Annotated in this window: 24 protein-coding genes; 12 read left to right on the top strand and 12 right to left on the bottom strand. The window is 72.2% G+C overall.

All coding sequences use genetic code 11. From position 1 onward, the window contains the following. The 5 genes from HPY23_RS28110 to hrcA form a co-directional block, all read right to left on the bottom strand. On the bottom strand, window positions 1-215 hold a 215-nt coding region (locus HPY23_RS28110; protein WP_200649708.1), incomplete at its 3' end, for a nucleotide-binding protein. 101 nt (window positions 216-316) lie between these two features. Then, window positions 317-1,021, bottom strand: a complete 705-nt coding sequence (gene minC / locus HPY23_RS28105; protein WP_060847390.1) for a septum site-determining protein MinC — start codon at window positions 1,019-1,021, stop codon at window positions 317-319. Window positions 1,022-1,101: 80 nt separating this feature from the next. Continuing rightward, window positions 1,102-1,959, bottom strand: a complete 858-nt coding sequence (locus HPY23_RS28100; RefSeq protein ID WP_091890703.1) for a tellurite resistance TerB family protein — start codon at window positions 1,957-1,959, stop codon at window positions 1,102-1,104. A 67-nt stretch (window positions 1,960-2,026) separates the two neighbouring features. After that, entirely contained in the window at window positions 2,027-3,871 is a 1,845-nt protein-coding gene (locus HPY23_RS28095; RefSeq protein WP_082742539.1) for a DEAD/DEAH box helicase, read from the bottom strand. Window positions 3,872-3,993: 122 nt separating this feature from the next. Continuing rightward, entirely contained in the window at window positions 3,994-5,100 is a 1,107-nt protein-coding gene (gene hrcA, locus HPY23_RS28090; RefSeq protein WP_091890700.1) for a heat-inducible transcriptional repressor HrcA, read from the bottom strand. A gap of 264 nt (window positions 5,101-5,364) precedes the next feature. Between hrcA and HPY23_RS28085 the strand changes: the two genes are divergently transcribed. Then, on the top strand, window positions 5,365-5,721 hold the full coding sequence (locus HPY23_RS28085) for a hypothetical protein (protein WP_236013026.1): 357 nt from the start codon (window positions 5,365-5,367) through the stop codon (window positions 5,719-5,721). 126 nt (window positions 5,722-5,847) lie between these two features. On the opposite strand, the gene HPY23_RS28080 is transcribed toward HPY23_RS28085, so the two are convergent. Then, window positions 5,848-7,839 carry a methyl-accepting chemotaxis protein gene (locus HPY23_RS28080; RefSeq protein ID WP_091890697.1) on the bottom strand — a complete coding sequence of 664 codons (1,992 nt, stop codon included), beginning with the start codon at window positions 7,837-7,839 and terminating at the stop codon, window positions 5,848-5,850. Between the two features lie 285 nt (window positions 7,840-8,124). Here HPY23_RS28080 and rph point away from each other — a divergent pair, with 285 nt between their 5' ends. Both rph and rdgB read left to right on the top strand, forming a co-directional pair. Next, entirely contained in the window at window positions 8,125-8,838 is a 714-nt protein-coding gene (gene rph, locus HPY23_RS28075; RefSeq protein WP_091890694.1) for a ribonuclease PH, read from the top strand. Continuing rightward, complete coding sequence (gene rdgB / locus HPY23_RS28070; RefSeq protein ID WP_060847396.1) at window positions 8,838-9,470, top strand: RdgB/HAM1 family non-canonical purine NTP pyrophosphatase; 633 nt, start codon at window positions 8,838-8,840, stop codon at window positions 9,468-9,470. Before rph ends, rdgB begins: the two co-directional genes overlap by 1 nt. Before the next feature lie 78 nt (window positions 9,471-9,548). Here the strand turns inward: rdgB and HPY23_RS28065 are convergent, their stop codons facing one another. Then, a complete protein-coding gene (locus HPY23_RS28065) occupies window positions 9,549-9,974 on the bottom strand; it encodes an organic hydroperoxide resistance protein (protein ID WP_060847397.1) in 426 nt (141 codons plus the stop codon). A gap of 222 nt (window positions 9,975-10,196) precedes the next feature. Between HPY23_RS28065 and HPY23_RS28060 the strand changes: the two genes are divergently transcribed. Then, on the top strand, window positions 10,197-10,679 hold the full coding sequence (locus HPY23_RS28060) for a MarR family winged helix-turn-helix transcriptional regulator (protein ID WP_060847398.1): 483 nt from the start codon (window positions 10,197-10,199) through the stop codon (window positions 10,677-10,679). Between the two features lie 16 nt (window positions 10,680-10,695). On the opposite strand, the gene HPY23_RS28055 is transcribed toward HPY23_RS28060, so the two are convergent. Continuing rightward, on the bottom strand, window positions 10,696-11,535 hold the full coding sequence (locus tag HPY23_RS28055) for an aldo/keto reductase (protein ID WP_060847399.1): 840 nt from the start codon (window positions 11,533-11,535) through the stop codon (window positions 10,696-10,698). 278 nt (window positions 11,536-11,813) lie between these two features. On the opposite strand from HPY23_RS28055, the gene HPY23_RS28050 reads away from it, so the two are divergent. The 4 genes from HPY23_RS28050 to HPY23_RS28035 all read left to right on the top strand — a co-directional run bounded on the left by HPY23_RS28050 (window position 11,814) and on the right by HPY23_RS28035 (window position 14,913). Beyond that, entirely contained in the window at window positions 11,814-12,992 is a 1,179-nt protein-coding gene (locus HPY23_RS28050) for a methionine ABC transporter ATP-binding protein (RefSeq protein ID WP_091890691.1), read from the top strand. Further along, entirely contained in the window at window positions 12,982-13,647 is a 666-nt protein-coding gene (locus HPY23_RS28045) for a methionine ABC transporter permease (protein WP_060847401.1), read from the top strand. The genes HPY23_RS28050 and HPY23_RS28045 overlap by 11 nt, the downstream gene beginning before the upstream one ends. 43 nt (window positions 13,648-13,690) lie before the next feature. Then, window positions 13,691-14,470, top strand: a complete 780-nt coding sequence (locus HPY23_RS28040; protein ID WP_060847402.1) for a MetQ/NlpA family ABC transporter substrate-binding protein — start codon at window positions 13,691-13,693, stop codon at window positions 14,468-14,470. A 185-nt stretch (window positions 14,471-14,655) separates the two neighbouring features. Continuing rightward, the gene (locus HPY23_RS28035; RefSeq protein WP_060847403.1) at window positions 14,656-14,913 is read left to right on the top strand and encodes a hypothetical protein; all 258 of its coding nucleotides are present in this window, start codon (window positions 14,656-14,658) and stop codon (window positions 14,911-14,913) included. 131 nt (window positions 14,914-15,044) lie between these two features. Here HPY23_RS28035 and HPY23_RS28030 read toward each other — a convergent pair whose 3' ends face one another. The 3 genes from HPY23_RS28030 to HPY23_RS28020 form a co-directional block, all read right to left on the bottom strand. Continuing rightward, window positions 15,045-15,254, bottom strand: a complete 210-nt coding sequence (locus HPY23_RS28030; RefSeq protein WP_060847404.1) for a hypothetical protein — start codon at window positions 15,252-15,254, stop codon at window positions 15,045-15,047. Window positions 15,255-15,389: 135 nt separating this feature from the next. Further along, window positions 15,390-17,213, bottom strand: a complete 1,824-nt coding sequence (locus HPY23_RS28025; RefSeq protein ID WP_060847405.1) for a cation:proton antiporter domain-containing protein — start codon at window positions 17,211-17,213, stop codon at window positions 15,390-15,392. A gap of 198 nt (window positions 17,214-17,411) precedes the next feature. Next, window positions 17,412-17,558, bottom strand: coding sequence for a hypothetical protein (locus HPY23_RS28020; protein WP_175540078.1), 147 nt, complete (start codon window positions 17,556-17,558; stop codon window positions 17,412-17,414). Between the two features lie 344 nt (window positions 17,559-17,902). Between HPY23_RS28020 and HPY23_RS28015 the strand changes: the two genes are divergently transcribed. After that, window positions 17,903-18,487 carry a DUF2147 domain-containing protein gene (locus tag HPY23_RS28015; protein ID WP_091754453.1) on the top strand — a complete coding sequence of 195 codons (585 nt, stop codon included), beginning with the start codon at window positions 17,903-17,905 and terminating at the stop codon, window positions 18,485-18,487. A 489-nt stretch (window positions 18,488-18,976) separates the two neighbouring features. Next, on the top strand, window positions 18,977-19,474 hold the full coding sequence (locus HPY23_RS28010) for a Ros/MucR family transcriptional regulator (protein WP_091890688.1): 498 nt from the start codon (window positions 18,977-18,979) through the stop codon (window positions 19,472-19,474). 180 nt (window positions 19,475-19,654) lie between these two features. On the opposite strand, the gene HPY23_RS28005 is transcribed toward HPY23_RS28010, so the two are convergent. After that, a complete protein-coding gene (locus HPY23_RS28005; protein ID WP_091890685.1) occupies window positions 19,655-20,002 on the bottom strand; it encodes a DUF6481 family protein in 348 nt (115 codons plus the stop codon). 268 nt (window positions 20,003-20,270) lie between these two features. Here HPY23_RS28005 and HPY23_RS28000 point away from each other — a divergent pair, with 268 nt between their 5' ends. Both HPY23_RS28000 and HPY23_RS27995 read left to right on the top strand, forming a co-directional pair. Further along, the gene (locus tag HPY23_RS28000) at window positions 20,271-21,317 is read left to right on the top strand and encodes an HD-GYP domain-containing protein (RefSeq protein ID WP_091890682.1); all 1,047 of its coding nucleotides are present in this window, start codon (window positions 20,271-20,273) and stop codon (window positions 21,315-21,317) included. Window positions 21,318-21,327: 10 nt separating this feature from the next. Next, a partial coding sequence (locus HPY23_RS27995; protein ID WP_338101106.1) for a hybrid sensor histidine kinase/response regulator occupies window positions 21,328-23,297 on the top strand: 1,970 nt, incomplete at its 3' end.

Below are 23,297 nucleotides of genomic sequence, written 5' to 3'. Positions count from 1 at the left end.
TGGGGGAGCTTGGCGTCGCCCTGGACGACGTTGATGAGGTCGTAGACGACCCGGCGCTCGGCGCCCATGATGAGGTCGAGGTTGCGCAGGCCGACATCGAAGTCGACCACGCAGACGCTCTGGCCGGTCTTGGCGAGCGCCGCCCCCAGGGCGGCCGTCGTGGTGGTCTTGCCCACCCCTCCCTTGCCGGATGTCACCACGATGACCTTGGCCATGGATCCCCCTTACCGATCGAATTGCGAAGTCGCGGCCGGCGCGGCCGCTGCGTGTGTTTTCTTTCGAGATCCCCCCGGCGGAGTTCCGGGACGGTGGACGACTAGTCGAGCGCCGCGGCCTTCATGGCGTCGCCTTCGAGCCAGACCTGCACGGCGCGGCCGCGCAAGGACGGCTCGATGTCGTCGGCGATGCGGTAGAGGCCGTCGATCGCGAGCAGTTCGGGCTCGAACTTGCGGCAGAAGATCCGGGCGCCGGGCGTGCCGGCCGCCCCCGCGATGGCGCGCCCGCGCAGCGCCCCGTAGATGTGGATCGAGCCGCCGGCGATCACCTCGGCGCCGGAGGCGACCGAGCCCATCACCGTCACGTCGCCCTCGGGGAAGAGGATCGCCTGGCCCGAGCGGACCGGGCTCTCCAGCATCAGCGACTTCGCGCCGGTCACGCGCTCGACGGGAGCGGCGGGCGGCGCCTCGCCGGGCATCGCCACCTCGCCCGAGGGCCGGCCGCCGTTCAGGGGCGGCGGCATCCCGGGGCCGAGCGACCCCGCCCCGGCGCCCTCGATTCCCATGATGGGAATCTCGCGCGCAGTGAGGGCGGTCACCAGCTCCCGGAGCGCGTCCCGGCTCGGGGCCAGGGCGGTCACGTCGAGGATCACCGCGCGGCCGGCGAAGAACGCCGGAGAGCGCTTGGCGAGCGCGTCGAGGTCGGCGAGCCAATCCTCGATCGGCGCCTCGGGCGCGAGCACGACCGCCAGGAACGAGCGGCCGCGAAAGCGAATCGGTGGGCGGGTTTGGGTCTGGCTGGTCACGGGTTTACGACTCGTTACCAGCCCATCAGGCGCGCCGGATGGTTAGCGAATGGTTAACGCCGGTAACGAAGTGTTCACCTTTACGGTGAGGCGGCCGCGAGCGTGGCTTCGATGTGGCGCGCGAGCCCCGGATCGAGCCCGAGCCGCCGGGCGAGGTGGTCGAGATAGGCCCGCTCCTGGGGCGTGTCGACCCGGATCGCCATCAGGGAGGCGGTGTAGAGCTCGCTCGCCTGTTCCGGGCCACGGGCGAGGCGCGCCACCGCCTCGACGTCGACCGGCGCGCGCAGGGCATCCATCAGGAACGCCTTGTCGTCGGCGTCGAGGGCATGACGGTCCATCTCGCCGAAAATCCGCTGCTGCTCGTCGGCGTCGATATGGCCGTCGGCCTTGGCGGCGGTGATCATCGCGATCAGGAGCGCGCGGGCCCGGTCCTGCTCGTCGGCCGCCGAGGCCGGGGCGAAGCGGGTCCCGCCGAGCATCCGGGCCGCCTCGTCGGCGGAGGGAATGAAGCCGGCCGCCCGCGGCGGCGCGGACCCGCGCTGGCCCTGGTTCGCCTGCCAGCTCTGGTAGGCCTGGTAGGCCAGCGTCGCGACGAGGGCGAGGCCGCCGACCCGGCCGGTGGAGCCCATGCCCGACCCCATGCCCGACCCCATGCCCGACCCCATGCCGGGTATCCCGAATCCGCTCCCGCCCCGTCCGCGCCGCCCGCCGAGCACGAGCGAGGCGAGCCCGCCGAGGATCGCCCCCTTGGCGCCCCCACCGCCGAGGGACCGGGCGACCTGTTCGAGGGGGGAGGGGGCGTGCCCGGAATGGCCCTGCCCATAGGGTGCCTGGCCGGGATGGCCGTCGAAGGGGCCACCGGCAAAGGGACCACTGGAATGCCCGCCCCTGGGCGCGCCGCCGAGGAACTGGTCGAGCAGGCGCTTGGCATCGAACATCGTGAGGGCCCTTCCGGTAAGAGCCGTCGATGTGGGGCCCGGCGGCGCCCACGCAAGGGCGCCGGCCTCACCCCGGCCGCCGCTCCATCCCCGCCCAGCGCCGCCGGGTGCTCCAGGCGTAGCGGGTGTCGCCCTCCAGGAGGTGCAGGTGGTCCTGCAGCCGGTTGCGCTCCAGCCAGGCGAGCGCCGATTCCAGCTCCTCGGCCGTCATGGCGGCGCGGCTCTTGTTGCCGAAGAGGCGCTTGAGCACCGCGTTGTAGCGGTGGGGCAGGGGAGCGCCGGGGGTCACGCGCAGCTCGGCCTCGTCCTCCACCGCCTGGGCGGTCACCATGGCGGCGACCCGGGCGCGCAGCGCCCGCTCGATCCGGGAGGGCGGCACGGGGGCCGTGTCGCCCTCCTTCGCCTCGGGGCGGGCGAGGGCGACGGAGGGGCCGGGCCGCAGCATGGCGTAGCGCAGGCCGAGCGCGTTGCTCTCCAGCGGCACGATGCCGTCGTCGGTCGGCGCCGGCGGCCGCGGCTCGGGCGAGCCGGCGCCGGCCGGGCGCTTGCGCGGGCGCGTCGCGGTTGCCTGCTCGGTCTCGATCCGGGCGCGGAACTGCGCGAAGAGCGGGTCGTCGGGGTGGAAGACCAGGGCGTGCTGGTCGGCGTAGTCGCCGGCATGGGGATCGACCCGGGTCGCCCGGGCGATCATCTGCTCGAGCCAGGGGCGCGAGCGGATGTGGGTCAGCGCCGCCACGACCGCGACCTCGGGGGCGTCGAGCCCCTCGTAGGCCATCGCCACCGTGACCAGCACGGCGGGCTCGGGGGTGAGCCGGAAGGCGGCGAGCGCCGCGTGGGCGTCGGCCTCGGCCGAGGTGGCGATGCGCACGTCGCGCCGCGCCTGCTCCTCCGGCATCCAGGCCTGGAGCATGGCGTGGTAGCTCTGCGCGCTCGCCTGGTCGGGCGCGACGACCAGGAGCTTGCCCAGGCCGCGCACGGCGTCGGTGTTCCGAAGGCCGCGCCGGCGCCGCCGCTCGGCCCGCAGGCGGCGGGTGGCGAAGAAGGCCTCGCGCAGGAGATCGCGGGCGAACCCGGTGCGGAGCGCCGTGAACAGGGCCGGCCGGGTCGTCGCGCTCGGGCCCGACCCCGAGAGCCGGTGCGGGCCGACGCGGGCCTGGCCGGAGGTGCGCCCGCCCTCGAGCCAGCTCGCCTCGCCGTCGAGGGCGCCGAAATTGACCGGCAGCACGGCCTTCTCGGCGAGCGCCTCGGCCCGCGAATAGCCGATCACCGCCCAGCCCGGCGCGTCGATGTCCGGGCTCGGCGCACCGTTCTCGGTGCGGTAGGGCAGCCACAGGATGCGGCGGCCGTCGGCCCGCTCCAGGGTGCCGGAGAGGAGGAGCCGCAGATGCGCGGCGCGAAACAGCGGCAGCAACGCCTGGCTCCAGGCCGCCGCCTCGCTCCGTCCGGCCTCGCTCCCCGCCTCCCCCTCGGCCAGAGCCGGCAGGTGGTGGACCTCGTCGACGACGAGGAGGGTGCGGTGGCGGCGCATCTCGGCGAGGTGCAGGGCGGGGGCGGCGGCCACCGCCTGGTAGGTGGTGACGTAGCCGGCCAAGCCCCGGCTCGGATCGGGCGAGTTGTCGGCGGCCCGCACCGAGAGGTTGTGGTCGAGCGCCGCCCGCCAGGCCGGATCGGCGAAGGCCTCCTCCGCCTGGAGCCGCAGCGAATCCCGGGGCACGACCCAGACCACCCGCTCGACGATTCCCGCGGCGATCAGCCGGGCGGCGGCGATGACCGGGAGCAGCGACTTGCCGCCGCCGGGCGTCACCGCCGCCAGGATGTCGTGGATGCCGGACGCCTCGCCGCGGGCGAGCGAGGCCACGAGCTCGGACAGGCTGCGCTGGTGGCTGCGCAGGGGGCGGGACGGGGCGCTCACGGCGTCAGGGAATCACGAGCCATCGCCCGACCATGACGGAGCCGGCCGCGCTTGTGAATCCGGGGGACAACCGCGATTTTCGCGTTTCCCACATCACAAACCGGTTGCGCTCCGGGCGCGGGTCAGCCGCGCCCGCGCTCCAGCATCCGCGACACCACCCGGGCGGTGAAATCGACCATCGGGACGATGCGGGCGTAGTTGAGCCGGGTCGGCCCGATGACGCCGACGACGCCCACGATGGTCTGGCTGCCGTCACGGAACGGAGCGGCGATCATCGACGAGCCGGAGAGCGAGAACAGCTTGTTCTCCGAGCCGATGAAGATCCGTACGCCCTCGCCGCCCTCGGCGCGCGACAGGAGATCGATGACGTCCTTCTGGCTCTCGAGGTCGCTGAAGAGCAGGCGGATGCGCTCGAGGTCCTCGGCCGCCCGCAGGTCGTCGAGGAGGTTGGCCTGCCCGCGCACGATCAGCTGGCGCTCCTCGCTAGGTCCGACCGAGCGGGCCAATCCCGCATCGACCAGGCGCTCGGTGAGCTCGTCGAGCTCCTGCTTCATCGCCGCCCGGGCGGTCTCGATCTCGCCACGCACCTCGCCGAGGGTCCGGCCGCGGATGCGGGCGTTGAGGAAGTTCGAGGCTTCCTGCAGCGCGCCCGCCGGCAGGCCCGCCGGCAGGTCGAGCAGGCGGTTCTCGACCGAGCCGTCGTCGGAGACCAGCACCACCAGGGCGCGGCCGGGATCGAGGCGCACGAACTCGATGTGGCGAAGGCGCGGGTTCTGCTTCGTCGTGACGACGACGCCCGCCCCGCGCGAGATGCCCGACAGCAGCACCGAGGCCTCGGTCAGCGCGCTCTCGAAGGTGTGGTGGCGCGAGGCGGCGGCGCGCATCTGCGCCTCGATCCTTCCCTTCTCCTCCTGGCCGACATCGCCGAGCTCGAGCAGCGCGTCGACGAAGAAGCGCAGGCCGTGCTCGGTGGGGAGCCGCCCGGCGCTGGTATGGGGGGCGAAGATCAGCCCGGCCTGCTCGAGATCCGACATCACGTTGCGGATCGAGGCCGGCGAGAGCGCCATCGGCAGGATGCGGGCGAGGTTGCGCGACCCCACCGGCTCCCCCGTGGCGAGGTAGCTCTCGACGATCTGGCGAAAGATTTCCCGCGAGCGCTCGTTGAGCTCGGCCAGGGCACGGGCCTGCCCGGAACCGCCCGGCAGGGGTGGAAGGTCGCGCGTGTTCATCAACCCAACGGCAGCCAAACGACCCCTCACTGTGCGGCCCTGCCGCGCCGCACGCAAGCGGACGGGACGCCGCGCGGCGGAAACCCCTTCGGTGTTGCAGGATCCCTTAGGCGTCGCAGGATTCCTTGGGCGTCGCAGGAGCGCGGGGCGGGAGGGTGCCTGAACGGAAGCCGACTCGCGATCTCAGTCCGCGTTCAGTCCCGCGGCACCATTGTGTCCCTCGACGGCCGCACCGCGGTGCGGCGAGACGAACCGGAGGCGACGATGCTGACGATGCGCAACCCGATGCGGGCCGGCCGGCGGATGCTGGCGGCGGCGGCCATGGTGGCAGGCGGCCTCCTCGCGGGCGGTGCCGCTGAGGCGGCTCCCTTCGCGCCGGGTGCCTCCGGCGTGCCCGAGGGCGGGCCGGTCCAGGTCCAGTACGGCCATCACCACGGCTGGGGCGACCACCACGGCGGAGGCCGCCATCATCACCATCACCGGCGCCACCACGGCTGGGGGCACCATCATCACCATCACGGCGGCTGGGGCCACCATCGCCCCCACCGGCACTGGGGTCACCACGGCGGGTGGGGCCATCACCACGACCGGCATCATCACCGGGGCTACGGTTACTACTGAGGGCTGGTTCGCCCTGAGTTGAAGACCTTATCCCCCCTCTCGCTCTCGGGATGAGGCCGGGAGGGGGGAGCGAAGAGCCGTCGAAAAGGTCGCTCGCGACTTCCACGGGCGCTCGCCGACGATCGGCTACGCCGCCCGCACCTGCTCCATGAAGCGCCCGACCTCGACGTCGAGCCGTTCGGCGTTCTCCTCGATCCGGCGCGACAAGGACGCGATGGAGCCCGAGGCGTTGGAGGAGACCTGGGCCGCGTCCTCGGTCGACAGGATCGCCTTCGAGCTCGCGATCGACTCGCTCGCGACGTTCGCCGCGCTTCCCGCGATCTCCGACACCGTGCTCTTCTGCTGCGAGATCGTCGCGGCGATCTCGTCGATGATGTGGGAGAGCTCGACGATCGTGTCCTTGACGCTGCCGAGGGCCTCGACCGTCGTGCCGGTCGCCGAATGGATCTGATGGATCTGCCGGGCGATCTCCTCGGTCGCGCGGCTCGTCTCGTCGGCGAGCGCCTTGACCTCGGCGGCGACCACGGCGAAGCCGCGTCCGGCCTCGCCCGCGCGGGCGGCCTCGATGGTCGCATTCAGGGCAAGAAGGTTGGTCTGGCCGGCGATCGTCCGGATCGCTCCGGCGACGGCATCGATCTGCTGCGTGGCATGGGCCAACGACGCCATCCGGTCGACGGCGCCGAGCGCCTGCTGGACCGCCCGGGACGAGATCGTCGTCGACGTGTTGGTCTTGTCGACGACCTCGGCGATCGAGGCATCCAGCTCCTCGGCGGCGCTGGCGACGGTGGAGACGCTGCTGGAGGCGCGCTCCGCCGCGGTGCTTGCCTGCGAGGCCTGCCGGGTGACGTGCCGGGAGGCGACCTCCAGGTCGCGGGAGGCGCCGCCGAGCGTCTCGATGGCCGCCCGCACGTCGCCGAGGACGGTCTTGACCGAAGCGTCGAACGCCTGGATGGCGGCATCGACGAATTCGGTCCGGCGTCGGTCGCGGCCCAGGGCCTGCTCGCGGTCGCGGGTCAGCATCTCGCGCTCCAGGCCGCTGTTGCGGAACACCAGCAGCGTGCGGGCCATCGCGCCGATCTCGTCCTGCGCGTCGGTCAGCGGGATCTCGACGTCGGTCCGCCCTCCGGCGAGCCCGATCATCGCCTCCTGCAGCCGCGCCAGCGGGGTCGCGATCGAGCGGCCGACGAACACCGATATGCCGAGCCCGACCAGGAGCGAGGTGCAGATGACCGACATGATCAGCAGGAACGTCTGCGCCTGCGATTCGGCCAGCCGCTCCCTCGCGCTCACGGTGATCGCATTCGTCTTGTCCAGCAGCGAATCGATGATCGGCTTCACGAGCGCGAAACGGTCGTTGAGATGCTCGCCGGCGATCGTCGCGCGCTTCTCCGTCGTCCACCATTGCTGGAACGCGGCGGCGTAGGCCGTGCCGGCCTGCCTGATCGGCCGGCCTTCGTCTTCGTGAGCCGCCTCGTATCGTTTCAGCCAGCGCTCGAAGCGGGACAATTCGCCCTCGAAGTTGCCCTCCGCCGCATCGCTCGACGTGCCGCGCGAGGCCTCGACCTGCCGCATCATCCCGAGGGTTGCCGCCCACAGGCGGATCCCGATCGCGTCGTCCTCCAGGAACAGCGGCTTCACCAGGCTTTCCAGCTCGTCGGACGCAGCCTTGAGCTTGCCGTTGGTCCCCTCGTCGGCGGCGTATCCGATGGTCTGCAAGACCTGGTCGACCTCTTTGCCCTTCGTCGAGATGACGTCGATCTCGGCAATCAGCTTGTCGATATCGCCGGCGATGGTTTCATGGTTCGATAGGGCCTTCAATTCGAGCGCGCTGTCCTTCGCGCTGCGCAGCTGCGCTTCGAATGCGGCGGCGTGATTGCCGATGCGGCTGGACATCCACACGCGCGAGGTGACCTGCAATTCGCTGATCTGATTGCGGACCGATCCGGCGCGATCGGCCAACGACTGATATCTTTGCTGGTCGGCGATGGAATCGCTGATGTCGTTCTTCGCGACGTAGGAAATCGCCGCGATGGCCGCGAATCCGAGGAACAGTACCAGATTGATGGCAGCGATGCGCGTGCGAACCGATATCTTGCTCAATTTGCAGGCACGGACCATCGCAAAACTCCGATCAAACAGGCAATAGCCTATACTTGAAGAGAAATATTTAAAGCATCATGAAATTTCGAGATCGTGTTGGTCTATGTCCTGACGTAGCGAACATGTTGTTGTCGATGAAAATCCCGAGCTTGCCCGGACGGGGCGGGCGTCGCGGGTCCGGCTTCCGACCGCCGCAAGGCCCCCGGTCCCCTTGCCGCTCCCGGCGGCAGCGCCTAAGAGCGCGCGACCTCGCGATCCCGCGTCGCGCCGTCTCGCGCGCGACGCCCTGCACAGGAGTTGCCCATGCGCCCCTCGAAGCGCGCCCCCGACGAGCTGCGCAAGGTCACGCTGGAACGGGGCGTCTCGCGCTACGCCGAGGGCTCGTGCCTCGTGACCTTCGGTGAGACCAAGGTGCTGTGCACCGCCTCGCTGGAGGATCGCGGGCCGTCGTGGCTGCGCGGCTCCGGCAAGGGCTGGGTCACCGCCGAGTACAGCATGCTGCCGCGCGCCACCCACGACCGCAACCGGCGCGAGGTAAATTCCGGCAAGCCCTCCGGCCGCACCCAGGAGATCCAGCGCCTGATCGGCCGTTCGCTGCGCGCCGTCGTCAACCTGCCGGCGGTGGGCGAGCGCCAGATCGTGGTCGATTGCGACGTGCTCCAGGCCGACGGTGGCACCCGCACGGCGGCGATCACCGGCGCCTGGGTGGCGCTCCACGAGTGCTTCACCTGGATGCGCGGCCGCTCGATCATCTCGGTCGATCCGATGCGCGACCACGTCGCGGCGATCTCCTGCGGCATCCACAAGGGCACGCCGGTCCTCGACCTGGACTATGCCGAGGATTCCGGCGCCGAGACCGACGCCAACTTCGTCATCACGGGCAGCGGCGGCATCGTCGAGGTGCAGGGCACGGCGGAGGTGAAGCCGTTCTCCGAGGAGGAGTTCCTGAGCCTCCTGCGGCTCGCCAAGGCGGGCGTCGCCGAGCTGGTGGCGCTCCAGAAGCGGGCGATCGCCTGATGGGCCGCCTCCTCTCCGGGCGGGTCGTGATCGCGACCCACAATGCCGGCAAGCTGCGCGAGATGCGCGAGCTGCTGGCCCCCTTCGGCGTCGAGGCGGTCTCGGCCGGCGAGCTGAACCTGCCCGAGCCGGACGAGACCGGCACGATGTTCTCCGAGAACGCCGCCATCAAGGCGCGGGCGGCGACGAACGCCACCGGGCTGCCGGCCTTCGCGGACGATTCGGGCCTGTGCGTGAACGCGCTCGACGGAGCGCCCGGGCTGTTCTCGGCCCGCTGGTCCGGCGGCTCGAAGGACTTTTCCGGCGCGATGGCGCGCATCGAGCGCGAGCTTTCGACCCGTGGCGCCACCGACCGGCGGGCCCACTTCGTCTCGGCCCTGGTCCTGACCTGGCCGGACGGGCACGAGGAGCTGTTCGAGGGCCGGGTCTTCGGCGAGCTGGTCTGGCCGCCGCGCGGCGACAAGGGGTTCGGCTACGACCCGATGTTCAAGCCCGACGATTCTCCGCTGACCTTCGGCGAACTCTCGTCGGAGGAGAAGCACGGCATCGACTGGGACGAGCGCGAGGCCCTCTCGCACCGCGCCCGCGCCTTCCTGGCGCTCGCCGCCGCCTGCCTGCGCCGGCCCGGCTGAAGACGAAAGAGGCGCCCGCTCCGACAGGAGGGGCGCCTCGAACGGTCGGGGCGGCGCGCGGCCGCCCTGTCCCGATGCCTACGCGACCGTCAGGCCGACATCGACGTTGCCGCGGGTGGCGTTCGAGTACGGGCACACCTGGTGGGCCTTCTCGACCAGCGTCTGGGCGGTCGCCTTGTCGAGGCCCGGCAGCGAGACGGTCAGGTCGGCGGTGATGCCGAAGCCGCCCTCCGAGCGCGGGCCGATGCCGACCTTCGCGGTCACGGTGGTGTCGGCCGGAACCGCGATCTTCTCCTGGCCGCCGACGAACTTCATCGCGCCGAGGAAGCAGGCGGCGTAGCCGGCCGCGAAGAGCTGCTCGGGGTTGTTGCCGGCGCCACCGCCGCCGCCGAGCTCCTTGGGGGTCGACAGCTTGACGTCGAGGCTGCCGTCCTGGGTCTGGGCGCGGCCGTCGCGGCCGCCGGTCGCGGTCGCCTGGGTGGTGTACTTCACGTCGACGGACATCGGACTTCTCCTGCTGTCGGGGCGGGCGGGGCTCCGGGAGCGGTTGCGATCCCGGGCGGTCCCGGATCCGCCATGACAGGGTCATAGTCCCCTTTCTCATTGTGCGCAATTTGATTTTTGCGCATCGGTAGGAATATGATGATAGGCAATCGCGAGCCTCCGGCTCGTTTCGGGCGGCCCACGGTCGGGTCCGGCCCGGGGGAGCGCCTTGAGGAGCGGGACATGTCCGACACCGATGCCGGCGACGACGGCGCCGCCGCGCTGCTTCTGTCCAGCCAGATCTGCTTTGCGGTCTATTCCGCCGCGCACGCCTTCAACAGGATCTACAAGCCCCTCCTCGACCGGCTCGGCCTGACCTACCCGCAATACCTGGTGCTGCTGCTGCTCTGGGAGCAGGACGGGCAGACGATGAAATCCCTGGGGCAGCGCCTCTATCTCGATTCCGGCACGCTCACGCCGCTGCTCAAGCGCCTGGAGGCGGCGGGCTTGGTGCACCGGGCCCGCGATTCGCAGGACGAGCGGCTGATGCGCATCAGCCTGACCGAGGCGGGCGCCGCGCTGCGCGAGCGGGCGATGCCGTTCCCCAACGAGATCGTCTGCGCCTCGGGCCAGCCTGCGGACCGGCTGATCGCCCTGCGCGACGAGATCCTGGCCCTGCGCGACAGCCTGCACGCCAGCGCGGCGCCGGATCGCGGCGCGGCCTGACGGCGGCCGCGCGCCCCTACAGCATCGGCAGGTGACGCGGCTTCGGCCCGCGCGGGAAGGCGGCGTCGATTCGGGCGAGTTCGGCCTCGCTCAAGGTCAGGCCGCCCCCGCCGGCATTCTCGGCCGCATGGGCCGGGCTCGAGGCCTTGGGGATCGCCAGCATCCCGGGCTCGCGGGTGAGGGCGGCGAGCGCCACCTGGCGGGGCGTCGCGCCGCGGCTCTCGGCGATCTCGGCCAGCACCCGGCCGCCGGGCGTCGCCGGCCCCGGGAAGCTGTCGTGCCCGAACGGGCTGTAGGCCACCACGGCGACGCCGTGCCGCCGGCACCAGGGCAGCACCGCGTGCTCGATGGCGCGCTCTTCCAGATGGTAGAGCACCTGGTTGCAGGCGATGCGGCCGGGCCCCGCCAGGCGCAACGCCTCGTCGAGGTCGTCGACGTCGAAGTTGCTGACGCCCCAGGACAGGATCTTGCCCGCCCGCACCAGGTCCTCGAAGGCCGCGAAGGTCTCCGCGAGGGGGTGCGGCCCGCGCCAGTGCAGAAGGTAGCAGTCGAGACGGTCGGTCCCCAGGCGCCGGAGCGAGCGCTCGCAGGCCTCGATCGTGCCCCGGCGCGAGGCGTTGCCGGGCAGGACCTTGGAGACCAGAAAGACCTCGTCGCGCCGGTCGCCGATCGCCTCGGCGATCAGCGGCTCGGCCTCGCCGTACATCTCGGCGGTGTCGACGTGGCTCATCCCGACGTCGAGCCCGCGGTTGAGCGCGGCGGCCGCCACGGTCGGCTCGCCCTCGTCGAGGTACCAGGTTCCCTGCCCGATCACCGGCACCGCGGGCCCGGTGCGTCCGAAGGGTTGGCGTCGCATCGCGCACTCCTGCGAGCCCTCGTCCTGGGCCGCGCGGACCCGGGAGGGCAAGGGCAGATCCCGGAGAATGCACGGTTTTCTGCGGGTCGTCGCGGCACCCGGGCGTTGACGGGCGCGCGACCGGACGGAAAAAGGTCTTCTCCCCCGGCGCGTTCTGCAAAAAGAACATTCCGGTTGACAGAAAGTCCGGTTCTGGGGTTCTGTGCCGGCCACCAGATGCCCCGCCGAAGGACCCCGATGACCGCTCCCGTCTCCCCGCCCGCCCGGACCCGCGCGCCGTGACGGCCCCCGTCCGCGTGTCGGTGCCGGCGGACCTGGGCGGCCGTCTCGATCCCCGCGACGCCCTCGTGCGCCTCGAAGGGGTGGGCAAGACCTACACCGCCCGCCGGGGCGCCGGCGCGGTCACGGCGCTCGAGGACATCGACCTCTCCGTGCCCCGCGGCCGGGTGCTCGGCGTCATCGGCCGCTCGGGCGCCGGCAAGTCGACGCTGATCCGCCTCGTCAACGGGCTGGAGCGGCCGAGCCGCGGCCGGGTGATCGTCGGCGAGGCCGAGATCTCGAGCCTGTCGGAATTCGCCCTGCGGCGGGAGCGCCGCGGGATCGGCATGATCTTCCAGCACTTCAACCTGCTCTCGGCCCGCACCGCCGCCGGCAACGTCGCGCTGCCCCTCGAGGTGGCGGGCTACGAGCGGAGCGCGATCCGCGCCCGGGTCGCCGAGCTCCTCGACCTCGTCGGGCTCGGGCCCCAGGCCGACCGCTACCCGGCGGAGCTGTCCGGCGGGCAGAAGCAGCGCGTCGGCATCGCGCGGGCGCTCGCCACCAACCCGAAGGTGCTGCTCTCCGACGAGGCGACCTCGGCCCTCGATCCCGAGACGACCCGCTCGATCCTCGACCTGCTCGGCCGGATCAATCGCGAGCTCGGCCTGACGATCCTGCTCATCACCCACGAGATGGCGGTGATCCGGTCGATCGCCCACGAGGTCGCGGTGCTGGACGGCGGCCGCATCGCCGAGAGCGGCGACGTGTTCGAGGTCTTCACCCGGCCGAGAGCCGCGATCACCCGTACCTTCCTCGACGAGGAGACCGGCCGCACCCTGCCGCCGGCCCTCGCCGCGCGCCTCACGCCCGGCCCGGCCCTGCCCGGAGCGGGCGAGGGCAAGCAGGCGGTCCTGCGCATCACCTTCCGGGGCCCGCACGCGACCGATCCGGTGCTGGCCCAGCTCACCCGCGACGTCGGCATCCCGGCCGGCATCCTGTCGGGCACGGTCGACGAGATCGCAGGCCGGCCGTTCGGCACCCTGGTGGTCGGGATCCCGCCCGACGCCGCCACGGTGACCCGGGCGACCGAGTTCCTCGCCGCCCGCGGCCTCGACGTCGAGCTCCTCGGCACCCTCGACCTCGCCGGTTGGCAACGGACCGCCGTGCCCGGCGCACCGGACTCCTCGCATGTCGCCTGAACTGACCCGCCTCCTCGTCCAGGCCACCCTCGACACGCTGCAGATGGTGGCGGTCGCGGCCTCGCTGGGCACGCTGGTCGGCCTGCCGCTCGGCGTGTTCCTCGCCACCAGCGGGCGGGGCGAGCTTCTCGCCGCGCCCTGGGCCAACCGGGTGCTCGGCCTCGTCGTCAACGCCACCCGCTCGACGCCGTTCATCATCCTGGTGGTGGCGATCATCCCGTTCACCCGGCTGATCGCCGGCACCTCGATCGGCACCAGCGCCGCCACCGTGCCGCTCACCGTCGCGGCGATCCCCTTCATCGCCCGCCTCGTCGAGGGCGCGGTGCGGGAGGTCGATGGCGGCCTCGTCGAGGCGGCCCGGGCCTTCGGCGCGAGTCCGCTCCAGATCGTCCTCAAGGTCCTGATCCCCGAGGCCCTGCCCGGCATCGTGCTCGGCCTCACCCTGGCGGTGGTGTCGCTGATCGGCTTCTCGGCGATGGTCGGCGCCGTCGGCGGCGGGGGCCTGGGCGACCTCGGCATCCGCTACGGCTACCAGCGCTTCATGCCCGAGATGATGCTCGCCGTCGTGGTGGTGCTGATCGTCCTGGTGCAGCTGGTCCAGACCCTCGGCGACCGGCTGGCGCGGCGCATGAACAAGCGCCTGCGCCACGGCTGACCCCCTTTCCCCGTCTCAAGAATCTTCTCGGAGCGTGATCCCGATGCTGCGTACCCTCACCCTGGCGGTGCTCCTCACCGCCGTCAGCCTGCCCGCCCTCGCGCAGGGCCAGCGCGTGCGCGTCGGCGTCACGCCGGGCCCGCACGCCCAGATCCTCGAGGCGGTCAAGCCGATCGCCGCCAAGAAGGGCCTCGACCTCCAGGTCGTCGAGTTTTCGGACTACGTCGTGCCGAACGAGGCGCTGTCGTCGGGCGAGCTCGAGGCCAACTCGTTCCAGCACCAGCCCTATCTCGACAACCAGAAGGCCGATCGCGGCTACAAGATCGAGAGCGTCGCCCAGACGGTGAACTTCCCGATGGGCGTCTACTCGAAGCGCCACAAGAGCTTCGACGCGGTGCCGGCCGGCGGCACGGTGGCGATCCCCAACGACCCGACCAACGGCGGCCGCGCCCTGCTGCTCCTGCAGGACAAGGGGCTGATCAAGCTGAAGCCGGGCGTCGGCTTCAAGCCGAGCGTCGCCGACATCACCGAGAACACGAAGCGCCTGCGCATCGTCGAGGTCGATGCGGCCCAGACCCCGCGCTCGCTCGACGACGTCGACGCGGCGGCGGTCAACACCAACTACGCCACCGCGGCCGGCCTCAAGCCCGGCGATGCGATCCTGAAGGAGGAGCCCAAGGGCCCCTACGTCAACGTGATCGCGGTGCGCAGCACCGACAAGGACAAGCCCTGGGTCGCGACCCTGGTCGAGTCCTACCGCTCGCCGGAGGTGAAAGCCTTCATCGAGAGCAAGTTCGGCGGCGCGGTGCTCACCAGCTGGTGAGCCGCGCGGGCGCCGCCGACGGGGGAGGGGCGGGGCCCGCTCCTCCAGCGGCCGTGCCGACCTCCGTTCCGGGCCGCCGTCCACAGGAAGCGTGCGGAATCAAGCGGAGCCATGAAACCAAACGCGGCCGTGTGCGTCTTCTCATCACGGCCCGGCGTGACGGGCTGAGCTACCCGAGGTGCCCGATGAACATCCTCAAGTCCTGCCTGGTCGCGGCAGTCCTCACCGTCGCCGCCGCTCCGGCCTTCGCCCAGGGCGGCTCGCCCTACAACAATTCCGGCTCGCAGGCCGGCGGCCCGCTCGGCGGCGCGCAGCGCGAGATGGGTGCTCCCGGCGGCGCCCCGTCCGTCGGCATGGCCCCGCGCCAGTCGGTGCGCCCGATGATGCGCCACAAGCGCATGATGAAGCACCGCCGCATGCACCGCCACCACCACCACCGTTGATCCGTCCGTCGCGACGCGATCCAGACCTGTTTCGGCGCGCTCGCCCGGCGGTTGATCCCGCCCGGCGGGCGCGCTCCGTTTCAAGCCTCGTTCAGCGGTAGCACCGGAACGCGGGCAAAGCCCCGGCGGGGTCAGAATCCCCCGGTGCGCCAGAGGGCGAGGGCCGCCGCGACGAGGCCGACGAGCCAGGCGCCCGCGACGAGGGCGAGGTTGCGTCGACGCCCCGGGGCGGGCCGGTTGTCGTTGGCGGGGCGGCGCAGGCGCGTGGCCGCGGCGAAGCCGTGGGTGGCTGCCGCGATCGTGGCCGGGCGGGCCGGGGCGGTCTTGCGCAGGCTCGTCATGTGCAGATCTTGATGAGCGAATCGGGCTCCGTCACCCTGGATAGCACGCCCCGGCGCCGAAGGTGAGCCGACCGAACGACGCAAGATCTTACCGGCTCGACGGGGACGCGCGGGAAGCCGGGTTGCGCGCCGGCGTCACGACTCCGCCGGCGCCTCGCGGTGCGGCCGCAGCTCCGGGGCGCCGAGTTCGGGCTCCGCCTCGGCGACCGGCTCGGCGCGGCTCTCGGCCCGGCTGGTATCGATGAACAGTCGCGCCTCGCCCTCGCCGAGCCCGAGGCTGCGCAGGGCGTAGAGCGCCATGCCGAAGCCGACCTCGCGCTCGGCCATCAGCACCAGACCGACCTTCTCCTCCTCGAGGTTGCGCCGCTCGGTGTCGCTGTGGGTGCGCACCACCGTGTCGATGCCCGGATTGGCCTCGCGGGCGATCTCGATCAGGCGGCGGGCCTGGTGCGAATCCGGGCTCGCCACGACGAGGAGGCGCGCCCGCCCGATATCGGCGGCGTCGAGGATGCCGGGGGCCCCGGCATCGCCGAACACCGCCGCGATGCCGGCGGAGCGCAGCTCCTCGACCCGGCGCCGGTCGCGCTCGACCACGACGTAGGGCAGCTCCCAGGCCGCTAGCGCCTTGCCGATCGCGCCGCCGACCCGGCCGTAGCCGACCACCACCGCGTGTCCCTCCCGGCCCTTGGCGTGGGCCGAGACCGCGATCTGCTCGCCGCCGCGCTCGAACCGGGCGGCGAGGCCCGGGCGCGCCTCGACGAAGCCGGCGAGGCGGCTGAGCGCACCGAAGATCAGCGGATTGAGGGTGATGGAGAGGAGCGAGCCGGCCAGGATCAGGTCGCGCCCTTCCGGCGGCAGGAGCTTCAGGCCGATGCCGAGGCTCGCCAGGATGAACGAGAACTCGCCGATCTGGGCGAGGCTCGCCGCGATGGTCAGCGCCGTGGACAAAGGGTGGCGGAAGGCCAGTACGATCGCCACCGCGGCGAGCGACTTGCCGACCAGGATGATCGCCAGGGTGGCGAGCACGGCGAGCGGCTCGCGCAGGAGGATCGTCGGGTCGAACAGCATGCCGACCGAGACGAAGAACAGGACCGCGAAGGCGTCCTGCAGCGGCAGCGAGTCGGCGGCCGCCTGGTGGCTGAGGTCGGATTCGGCGAGCACCATGCCGGCGAAGAAGGCGCCGAGCGCGAAGGAGACGCCGAACAGCTCGGCCGACCCGAAGGCGATGCCGAGGGCCAGCGCCAGCACCGCCAGGGTGAACAATTCGCGCGAGCCGGTGCGGGCGGCCTGGTCGAGGATCCACGGCACCACCCGGCGCCCGCCCGCCAGCATCACCACCGCGAAGGCCGTCACCTTGGCAAAGGTGAGCCCGAGGGTGAGCCAGATGTTGCCGTCGCCGGCGATGCCGTGCGCCGCCCCGGCGCTCTCGCCGCCGAGCGGGCCGGCGAGCGCCGGCAGCAGCACCAAGGCCAGCACCATCGCCAGGTCCTCGACGATGAGCCAGCCGACCGCGATGCGCCCCTTGTCGGAATCGAGGAGCCCGCGCTCCTCCAGCGCCCGCAGCAGCACCACCGTCGAGGCGACCGACAGGGCGAGACCGAAGACGAGGCCGGCGCCCAGCCCCCAGCCCCAGGCGAAGCTCAAGGCCAGCCCCATCACGGTCGCGACCGCGATCTGCACCACGGCGCCGGGCAGCGCGATGGCGCGCACCGACATCAGGTCGCCGATCGAGAAGTGCAGGCCGACGCCGAACATCAGCAGGATCACGCCGATCTCGGCGAGCTGCCCGGCCAGCTCCGCGTTGCCGACGAAGCCCGGCGTGTGCGGGCCGACCGCGACGCCGGCGAGCAGGTATCCGACCAGGGGCGGCAGCTTCAGACGCTGCGCGAGCATGCCGCCGACGAACGCGAAGACGAGCCCGAGGGCGATGATGGCGATCAGCTCGGAGGCGTGCGGCACGGTCGGGAAGGCTCCTCGGGGCAGGGCGCCGCGAGGGCGCGGCATTCAATGTCCCGAAGTCTAGCAGCCTTTGCGGGTTCCCGCGGTGCTGCACCGCACGAAAAACCGGCCGCTCTCCCCGCAATTCCCGGACGGGCGGCGCCGTCCGCCCGAGGCTCCCGCGCAAGACCTCCCGCGAGACCCGGCCGGCGCCCGGCTCTAGCGCCCGACGGGGCGACGGGCGGCGGCGGTGCGGGGCAGCCGCGGCAGGCTCGCGCGCAGGCTGACGCCCGGCCGGGCGGCGAGCACGATGACGATCGCCCCGAGGGTGGCGGAGGTCATCACGAGAAGCTCGGTCGTGAACATGCGGCAGCCTTGGCGGTGATGCGGGACGCCGCGGCGCGGCAGTCGAAATCGCGGCAATCGAAGTCGCAGGCATCGAGACAGCCGGCCTCGGCATCGCGGGAATCGAGATCGCGACGGTCGAATTCGGCGGTGTTCGGTCCGGGCGGGTTGCCGCCCGGCGTCGCTGCTCTAGCTCGCCGCAGGAGCGGCCGGCCATGTGACATCCCGCCGTGAGGCAGCATGTCCGTCCCGGCCGCCCACGATTCCGACGCAATGGGCCGGCCTCTGGCATCCGGCCGCGCGATGCGGCATCAGCGACGGATCACGGTATGGGCGGACCGCGCCGCCAGACGAGGGTGTACAAGATGAAGAAGGTCCTGACCGGGGCGCTCGTGGCCCTCGGCCTGTCCTCGGCGGGGGCGCTCGCCTCCCCCAAAGACCCGAGCGGGACTTGGCTGACCGAGGACGGTCGCGCCCGCATCCGGATCGAGAAGTGCCCGAGCCGCACCGACCGGGTCTGCGGCTACGCCGTCTGGCTCAAGACCCCCAACGACGACAAGGGCCAGCCGCGGGTCGATTTCAAGAACGTCGACGCCAAGAAGCGCGGCCGGCCGGCCCTCGGCCACCAGCTCATCATGGGTCTCAAGCCCAACGCGGATAACCGCTACGAGGGCCAGATCTACAACGCCGACGACGGCAAGCTCTACGACGTCACGATCTGGACCGAGGAGGCCGGCGAGCTCAACGTCCGCGGCTGCCTGATGGGCTTCCTGTGCGGCTCGCAGACCTGGACCCGTGCCAACGACACCGCGGCGGGGCAGCTCACCGCCGCGACCGGCGCGCCGAACGGCCCGCGGCCCGATCCCGAATGGGCCGCGGCTCCGAAGGCCGCCGGTCCCGCCCCTGCGGCCGGCAAGCCCGCGACCCCGGCCTCCGCGCCGAAGCCCTGACCGCGGCGCGCGCCCGCGCGTCGCTTCCCCCGCCGCCGCAAGGCGGCCCGAGGGCACCCGCCGGAAGCGGCGGGTGCCCTTTTTTCATGCCGGCAGCCAGCTGCACTAAATGCACCTTGAAGTTGTATTTTAGGCGCGATCGTCGTCGGCATGCCGATGCCACTGCCGGACGGGTTCGCCGGTACGGATTGCAACCGATAGTATTGATCTTGCAGGAATCTTGTCTGCGGAACTGTCTTCCTGTCACGGATGTGCGGGATCGGCTTCGCTTTGCCCAGCCGTGTCAGTGCCGGGACCAACCAATGAGCAATCGTTCGATATACAACCGCCCATTGGCAATGAAGCGCCGTTTTCATAAGCAGCGGCACCCTGGAAAATGTGTCGGCGGCCCGCTTATCCGTTACAATCTACTCGGAAATAAAAATTTTCATTGACTGTTAGGAAATTTGGCGACATGTGCAAAGAAGTTTTTCAAAAAGGGGGAGCTTCATGAGCACTGACGAACTGGCGCCGACCTCGCACCTGATCAATCTCTCGGCCGATATCGTGTCGGCCTACGTGTCGAAGAATTCGGTTCCGGTCGGAGAGCTCGCGAACCTGATCGCGGCCGTCCATGCCTCGCTCGAGCGCGTCGCCGCCCCGCCGGCCCCCGAGCCCGAGAAGCCCACGCCGCCGGTGCCGATCCGCAAGACCGTCACGCCGGACCACATCATCAGCCTCGAGGACGGCAAGCCCTACAAGTCGCTCAAGCGCCACCTGACCACCCGCGGGCTGTCCCCGGACCAGTACCGCCAGAAGTGGGGCCTGCCGCACGACTACCCGATGGTCGCCGCGACCTACGCCGCCCAGCGCTCCGAGCTCGCCAAGACCCTCGGGCTCGGCCAGATCCGGCGCGACCGCGCGGCGGCGGCCCGCCTCGCGGCCGAGAGCGCCAGCGAGGCCGGGGCGACCCCGGCCCGCCGTGGCCGTCCGCGCAAGGGCGAGTGATACCGCCTCCGGAAGATCGCTTCCGGAAACGGTATCAACCGCCCGCGCGGCGCCGGAGCGAGCGCCCGGAAACCGCATGAGGCGAGAGCGCACGAAAAACCCGCCGGGGGCGATCCCGGCGGGTGGAGAAGACGTCGGCGGCCGTCCCTCGGGGCGGCCGTTTGCGCGTCCGGGCGGCGCCTACTTGCGGCGCGCCTTGCGGGCGGCGTAGCGGGCGTCGCGGGCCGCCTTGCGCTCGATCTCCATGGCCGCCTCGCGCTCCGCCGCCTCGGCGGCCTCGCGCTCGGCCTGGGCCTTGGCCTCGGCCTCCTCGGCGGCGCGGCGCTCGGCCTCGGCCTGCTTAGCGGCCTCGCGCTCGGCGTTGCGGGCGGCGCGGGCCTCGGCGATCTTCTGGCGCTCCGCCAGGCGCGCCTGGATCTCCGGGTCGTCGGCGGCGGGCCGGGCCCGGAACCTCTCCAGCAGGGCCTTCTTCGCGTCCGCGGACGTGCTCCGCCGGTCGTTGAAGTTCTGGTCCTTGAAGCCGGCCATCGTGTTGGTCTCGTCTGTCCTGCGTGCGAAGGCGCGCCCGTCTCGTGCCGCGCCGGGAAGTGTGAGGGGCTGTCCAGCCGCCGCTCCGGGGTCGCGGGGCCGCCGCACGTGCTCTACGCCGCTCGCGCCCGGTTTTCAAAGCCTCTGACGCCGCAAACCGGCGGATCGGCGCCCGATCGCGCGAAAACGCCGCCCCGCGGGGGTGAGTTGTCAAGGTTTCCCCGGCACCATGGCGGGGCGGGGGCGAGCTCTCGCCGGAGGAGACCTCATGCGTGCGATCGTCCTCGATGATGCGGAGTTGAACAACCTGCTGATGCTCGAGGCGCTGCGGCCGATCGCGGGATGCCGGCCCGAGAGCTTCACGCGGCCGGCCGACGCCCTGGCCTGCGCGGCGGCCCATACCGACGAGATCGGCATCGTCCTGACCGATTACGAGATGCCGGGCATGGACGGCCTCGCGGTGATCCGGGGCTTGCGGGCGCTGCCGGGCTTCGCCCACGTGCCGATCGTCATGGTGACGAGCTTCGACCAGCGCGCCTTGCGCCGCGCCGCCCTTGAGGCCGGCGCCACCGACTTCGTCAACAAGCCCGTCGACCCGGTCGAGATCCGGGCCCGCGTCACCAACCTGCTGGCCCTGCGCCGCGCCCACAAGGCCGAGGCGGCGCAATCGGCCCGGCTCGCCGAGGAGGTCGCGGCGGCCGTCGCCCTGGTCGAGGCGCGCGAGCGCGAGATCGTCACCGTGCTGATGCGCGCCGCCGAGCACCGCGACACCGATACCGGCGATCACGTCGCCCGGGTGGCGAACTACACCGTGCTCATCGCCGAGGCCCTCGGCCTGCCGCCCGACCAGTGCCGGTTGATCAGCCTCGCCTCGACGATGCACGACGTCGGCAAGATCGCGATCCCCGACGCGATCCTGCTCAAGCCCGGCCCCCTGAGCACCGAGGAGCGGCGGGAGATGGAGCGCCACGCCGAGCGCGGCGCGCGGATCCTCGCCAACAGCTCGTCCGACGTCGTGCGCCTCGCCGCCGAGATCGCGGTCAGCCACCACGAGCGCTGGGACGGCACGGGCTACCCCAACGGCCTTGCCGGGCCCGCCATCCCGCTGGCCGGCCGCATCGTCGCCGTGGCGGACGTGTTCGACGCCCTGACGAGCGACCGGCCCTACAAGCGCGCCTGGACGCTCGAGGCCGCCCACGCCTTCCTGCTGCGGGAATCCGGCGCGCATTTCGACCCGGCGGTGGTCGAGGCCTTCCTGTCCCGCTGGGACGCCGTCGCCGACCTCGTCGGCCAGGCCGCGAGCCGGGCGGCGTGAGGTGGGTGCGGTGAGCGACGGGGCGGGGGCGGCCATGGAGCCGGAAAATCCTGGACCGGGCCAGAACCGGGACCTGCGCGCCCGACTGATCCGCCCCGCCGAGGAGACGGCCGCGCCGGCGCCGGAGCGCCTGGCCGACCGCACGGTGACCAAGGGATCCGCCGCGCCCGGCGGCCGCTTCCGGTTCGCACGCCGCCGCGAGGCTGCGGGCATCGCGCCGGCGGCCACGCCCCGGTCCGGACCGGCCAAACGGCATGTCAAGGGGCATGCCGAGCACCGCCCGGCCGAGGCCCCGGCGTCCCGGGGGCGCGCCACCCGCAGCCTCGCGGTGCGCCTCGGCCGGGCGGTGCTCGGCGCGGTGATCGTCGCGCTCGCCGCCGGCACGGTGATCGGCGGCTGGCAGGAGACCAACCGCTACGCCGCCGACACCCGCCGGGCGCTGACCGACCTCGCCGGCGTCTTCGCGGCCGCCGCCGCCGGCGCGGCCGCGGCCGACGACGTGGCCGGCGCCCACGCGGCCCTGCGGGCGATCCGGGAGGTGAAGGGCGTCGTCTATGCCGGGCTGACCCGTCCCGACGGCTCGGTGCTGGCCGAGCAGGGCAGCGGCCTGCGGCTCGCCGACGACATCGACCTCGACGACGGCGGCTTCAGCCCGTTCCAGCTGCTGTTCGTCTACACCGCCAAGGTCAGCGTGCCGGTCGTCGAGAACACCCGGGTCGTCGGCCGCGTGACCCTGATCGCCAACGCCTCCGAGCTCGCCGACCGCCTCCTCGGCGTCGTGCGCAACGGCCTCCTGGCGGCGGCGCTCGCCATGGCGGTCGGGTTCGCGGTGGCCTGGCGCCTCGGCCGCACCCTGACGCGGCCGCTCACCGCGCTCGCCCGCACCATGGATGCGGTGCGGGAGAACCACGATTACGGCCGCCGGGCCGCGATCCCTGAGGTCGCCGACGACGAGGTCGGCCGGCTGGCCACCAGCTTCAACGGGCTCCTCGACACGGTGCGCGAGCGCGACGACCGCCTGCTCGACCACCAGGCCCGGCTGGAGCAGGAGGTGAGCGACCGCACCCAGGATCTCAGCGAGGCCATGGAGGCGGCGGAGGCCGCCAACAGCGCCAAGTCGTCGTTCCTGGCCACCATGAGCCACGAGATCCGCACGCCGATGAACGGCATGCTGGTGATGGCCGAGCTGCTGGCCGCCGCCGAGCTGCCGGCGCGCCAGCGCCGCTACGCCGAGGTGATCGCCCGCTCGGGCCAGAGCCTGCTGGCGATCATCAACGACATCCTGGATTTCGCCAAGGTCGAGGCCGGCAAGCTCACGCTGGAGCGCATCGCCCTCGATCCGGCCGAGGTCGCCGACACGGTCGTCACGCTGTTCGGCGAGCGGGCACGGGCGAAGAACCTCGACCTCGCGGCGGTCGTGGCCGCCGACGTGCCGCTCTCGATCGCGGGCGACCCGGTGCGCCTCGGCCAGGTTCTCGGCAACTTCGTCAACAACGCGCTCAAGTTCACCGAGTCCGGCCACGTCCTCGTGCGCCTCGAGACCCGGGCGGCCGGGGCCGCCCTGCGCTTGAGCGTCACCGATACCGGGATCGGCATCCCGGCCGAGATCCTGCCGACGATCTTCTCCGCCTTCTCGCAGGCCGACGGCTCGACCACCCGGCGCTTCGGCGGCACCGGGCTCGGCCTTTCGATCGCCGAGCGCCTCGTCGCCGCGATGGGCGGGCGGATCGGGGTCGAGAGCGAGGTCGGCCGCGGCTCGACCTTCTGGGCCGAGATCCCGCTCGAGGTCCTGGCCGCGGCCGAGCCGGTGGCGCGGGCGCCGGACGTCGCCCCGGCGGTCGTCGTCGCGGTGTCGGGAAGCGCCACCGGCACCGCCCTCGCGGCGGGCCTGCGGGCGGCCGGCTTCGTGCCGCAAGCCTCCTCGGCCGCGACGGGGGAGGGCGCCCACCACCTCGTCGAGGCCGCCGCCCTCGCCCGGGC

Source organism: Methylobacterium ajmalii (assembly GCF_016613415.1).
GTDB classification, from domain to species: Bacteria; Pseudomonadota; Alphaproteobacteria; order Rhizobiales; family Beijerinckiaceae; genus Methylobacterium; species Methylobacterium ajmalii.
This window is presented reverse-complemented; position numbering and strand designations above follow the sequence as displayed.

Excerpts from the sequence above, each read along its gene's own strand:
- HPY23_RS28020 (WP_175540078.1), bottom strand. The coding sequence starts at position 17,558 with ATGTTCACGACCGAGCTTCTCGTGATGACCTCCGCCACCCTCGGGGCG.
- HPY23_RS28080 (WP_091890697.1), bottom strand. The coding sequence starts at position 7,839 with ATGGTCCGTGCCTGCAAATTGAGCAAGATATCGGTTCGCACGCGCATC.
- HPY23_RS28100 (WP_091890703.1), bottom strand. The coding sequence starts at position 1,959 with ATGTTCGATGCCAAGCGCCTGCTCGACCAGTTCCTCGGCGGCGCGCCC.
- HPY23_RS28010 (WP_091890688.1), top strand. The coding sequence starts at position 18,977 with ATGAGCACTGACGAACTGGCGCCGACCTCGCACCTGATCAATCTCTCG.
- HPY23_RS28035 (WP_060847403.1), top strand. The coding sequence starts at position 14,656 with ATGAACATCCTCAAGTCCTGCCTGGTCGCGGCAGTCCTCACCGTCGCC.
- hrcA (WP_091890700.1), bottom strand. The coding sequence starts at position 5,100 with ATGAACACGCGCGACCTTCCACCCCTGCCGGGCGGTTCCGGGCAGGCC.
- HPY23_RS28060 (WP_060847398.1), top strand. The coding sequence starts at position 10,197 with ATGTCCGACACCGATGCCGGCGACGACGGCGCCGCCGCGCTGCTTCTG.
- rdgB (WP_060847396.1), top strand. The coding sequence starts at position 8,838 with ATGGGCCGCCTCCTCTCCGGGCGGGTCGTGATCGCGACCCACAATGCC.
- HPY23_RS28015 (WP_091754453.1), top strand. The coding sequence starts at position 17,903 with ATGAAGAAGGTCCTGACCGGGGCGCTCGTGGCCCTCGGCCTGTCCTCG.
- HPY23_RS28030 (WP_060847404.1), bottom strand. The coding sequence starts at position 15,254 with ATGACGAGCCTGCGCAAGACCGCCCCGGCCCGCCCGGCCACGATCGCG.
- HPY23_RS28040 (WP_060847402.1), top strand. The coding sequence starts at position 13,691 with ATGCTGCGTACCCTCACCCTGGCGGTGCTCCTCACCGCCGTCAGCCTG.
- HPY23_RS28065 (WP_060847397.1), bottom strand. The coding sequence starts at position 9,974 with ATGTCCGTCGACGTGAAGTACACCACCCAGGCGACCGCGACCGGCGGC.
- HPY23_RS28045 (WP_060847401.1), top strand. The coding sequence starts at position 12,982 with ATGTCGCCTGAACTGACCCGCCTCCTCGTCCAGGCCACCCTCGACACG.
- rph (WP_091890694.1), top strand. The coding sequence starts at position 8,125 with ATGCGCCCCTCGAAGCGCGCCCCCGACGAGCTGCGCAAGGTCACGCTG.
- HPY23_RS28005 (WP_091890685.1), bottom strand. The coding sequence starts at position 20,002 with ATGGCCGGCTTCAAGGACCAGAACTTCAACGACCGGCGGAGCACGTCC.
- HPY23_RS28085 (WP_236013026.1), top strand. The coding sequence starts at position 5,365 with ATGCTGACGATGCGCAACCCGATGCGGGCCGGCCGGCGGATGCTGGCG.
- HPY23_RS28055 (WP_060847399.1), bottom strand. The coding sequence starts at position 11,535 with ATGCGACGCCAACCCTTCGGACGCACCGGGCCCGCGGTGCCGGTGATC.
- HPY23_RS28000 (WP_091890682.1), top strand. The coding sequence starts at position 20,271 with ATGCGTGCGATCGTCCTCGATGATGCGGAGTTGAACAACCTGCTGATG.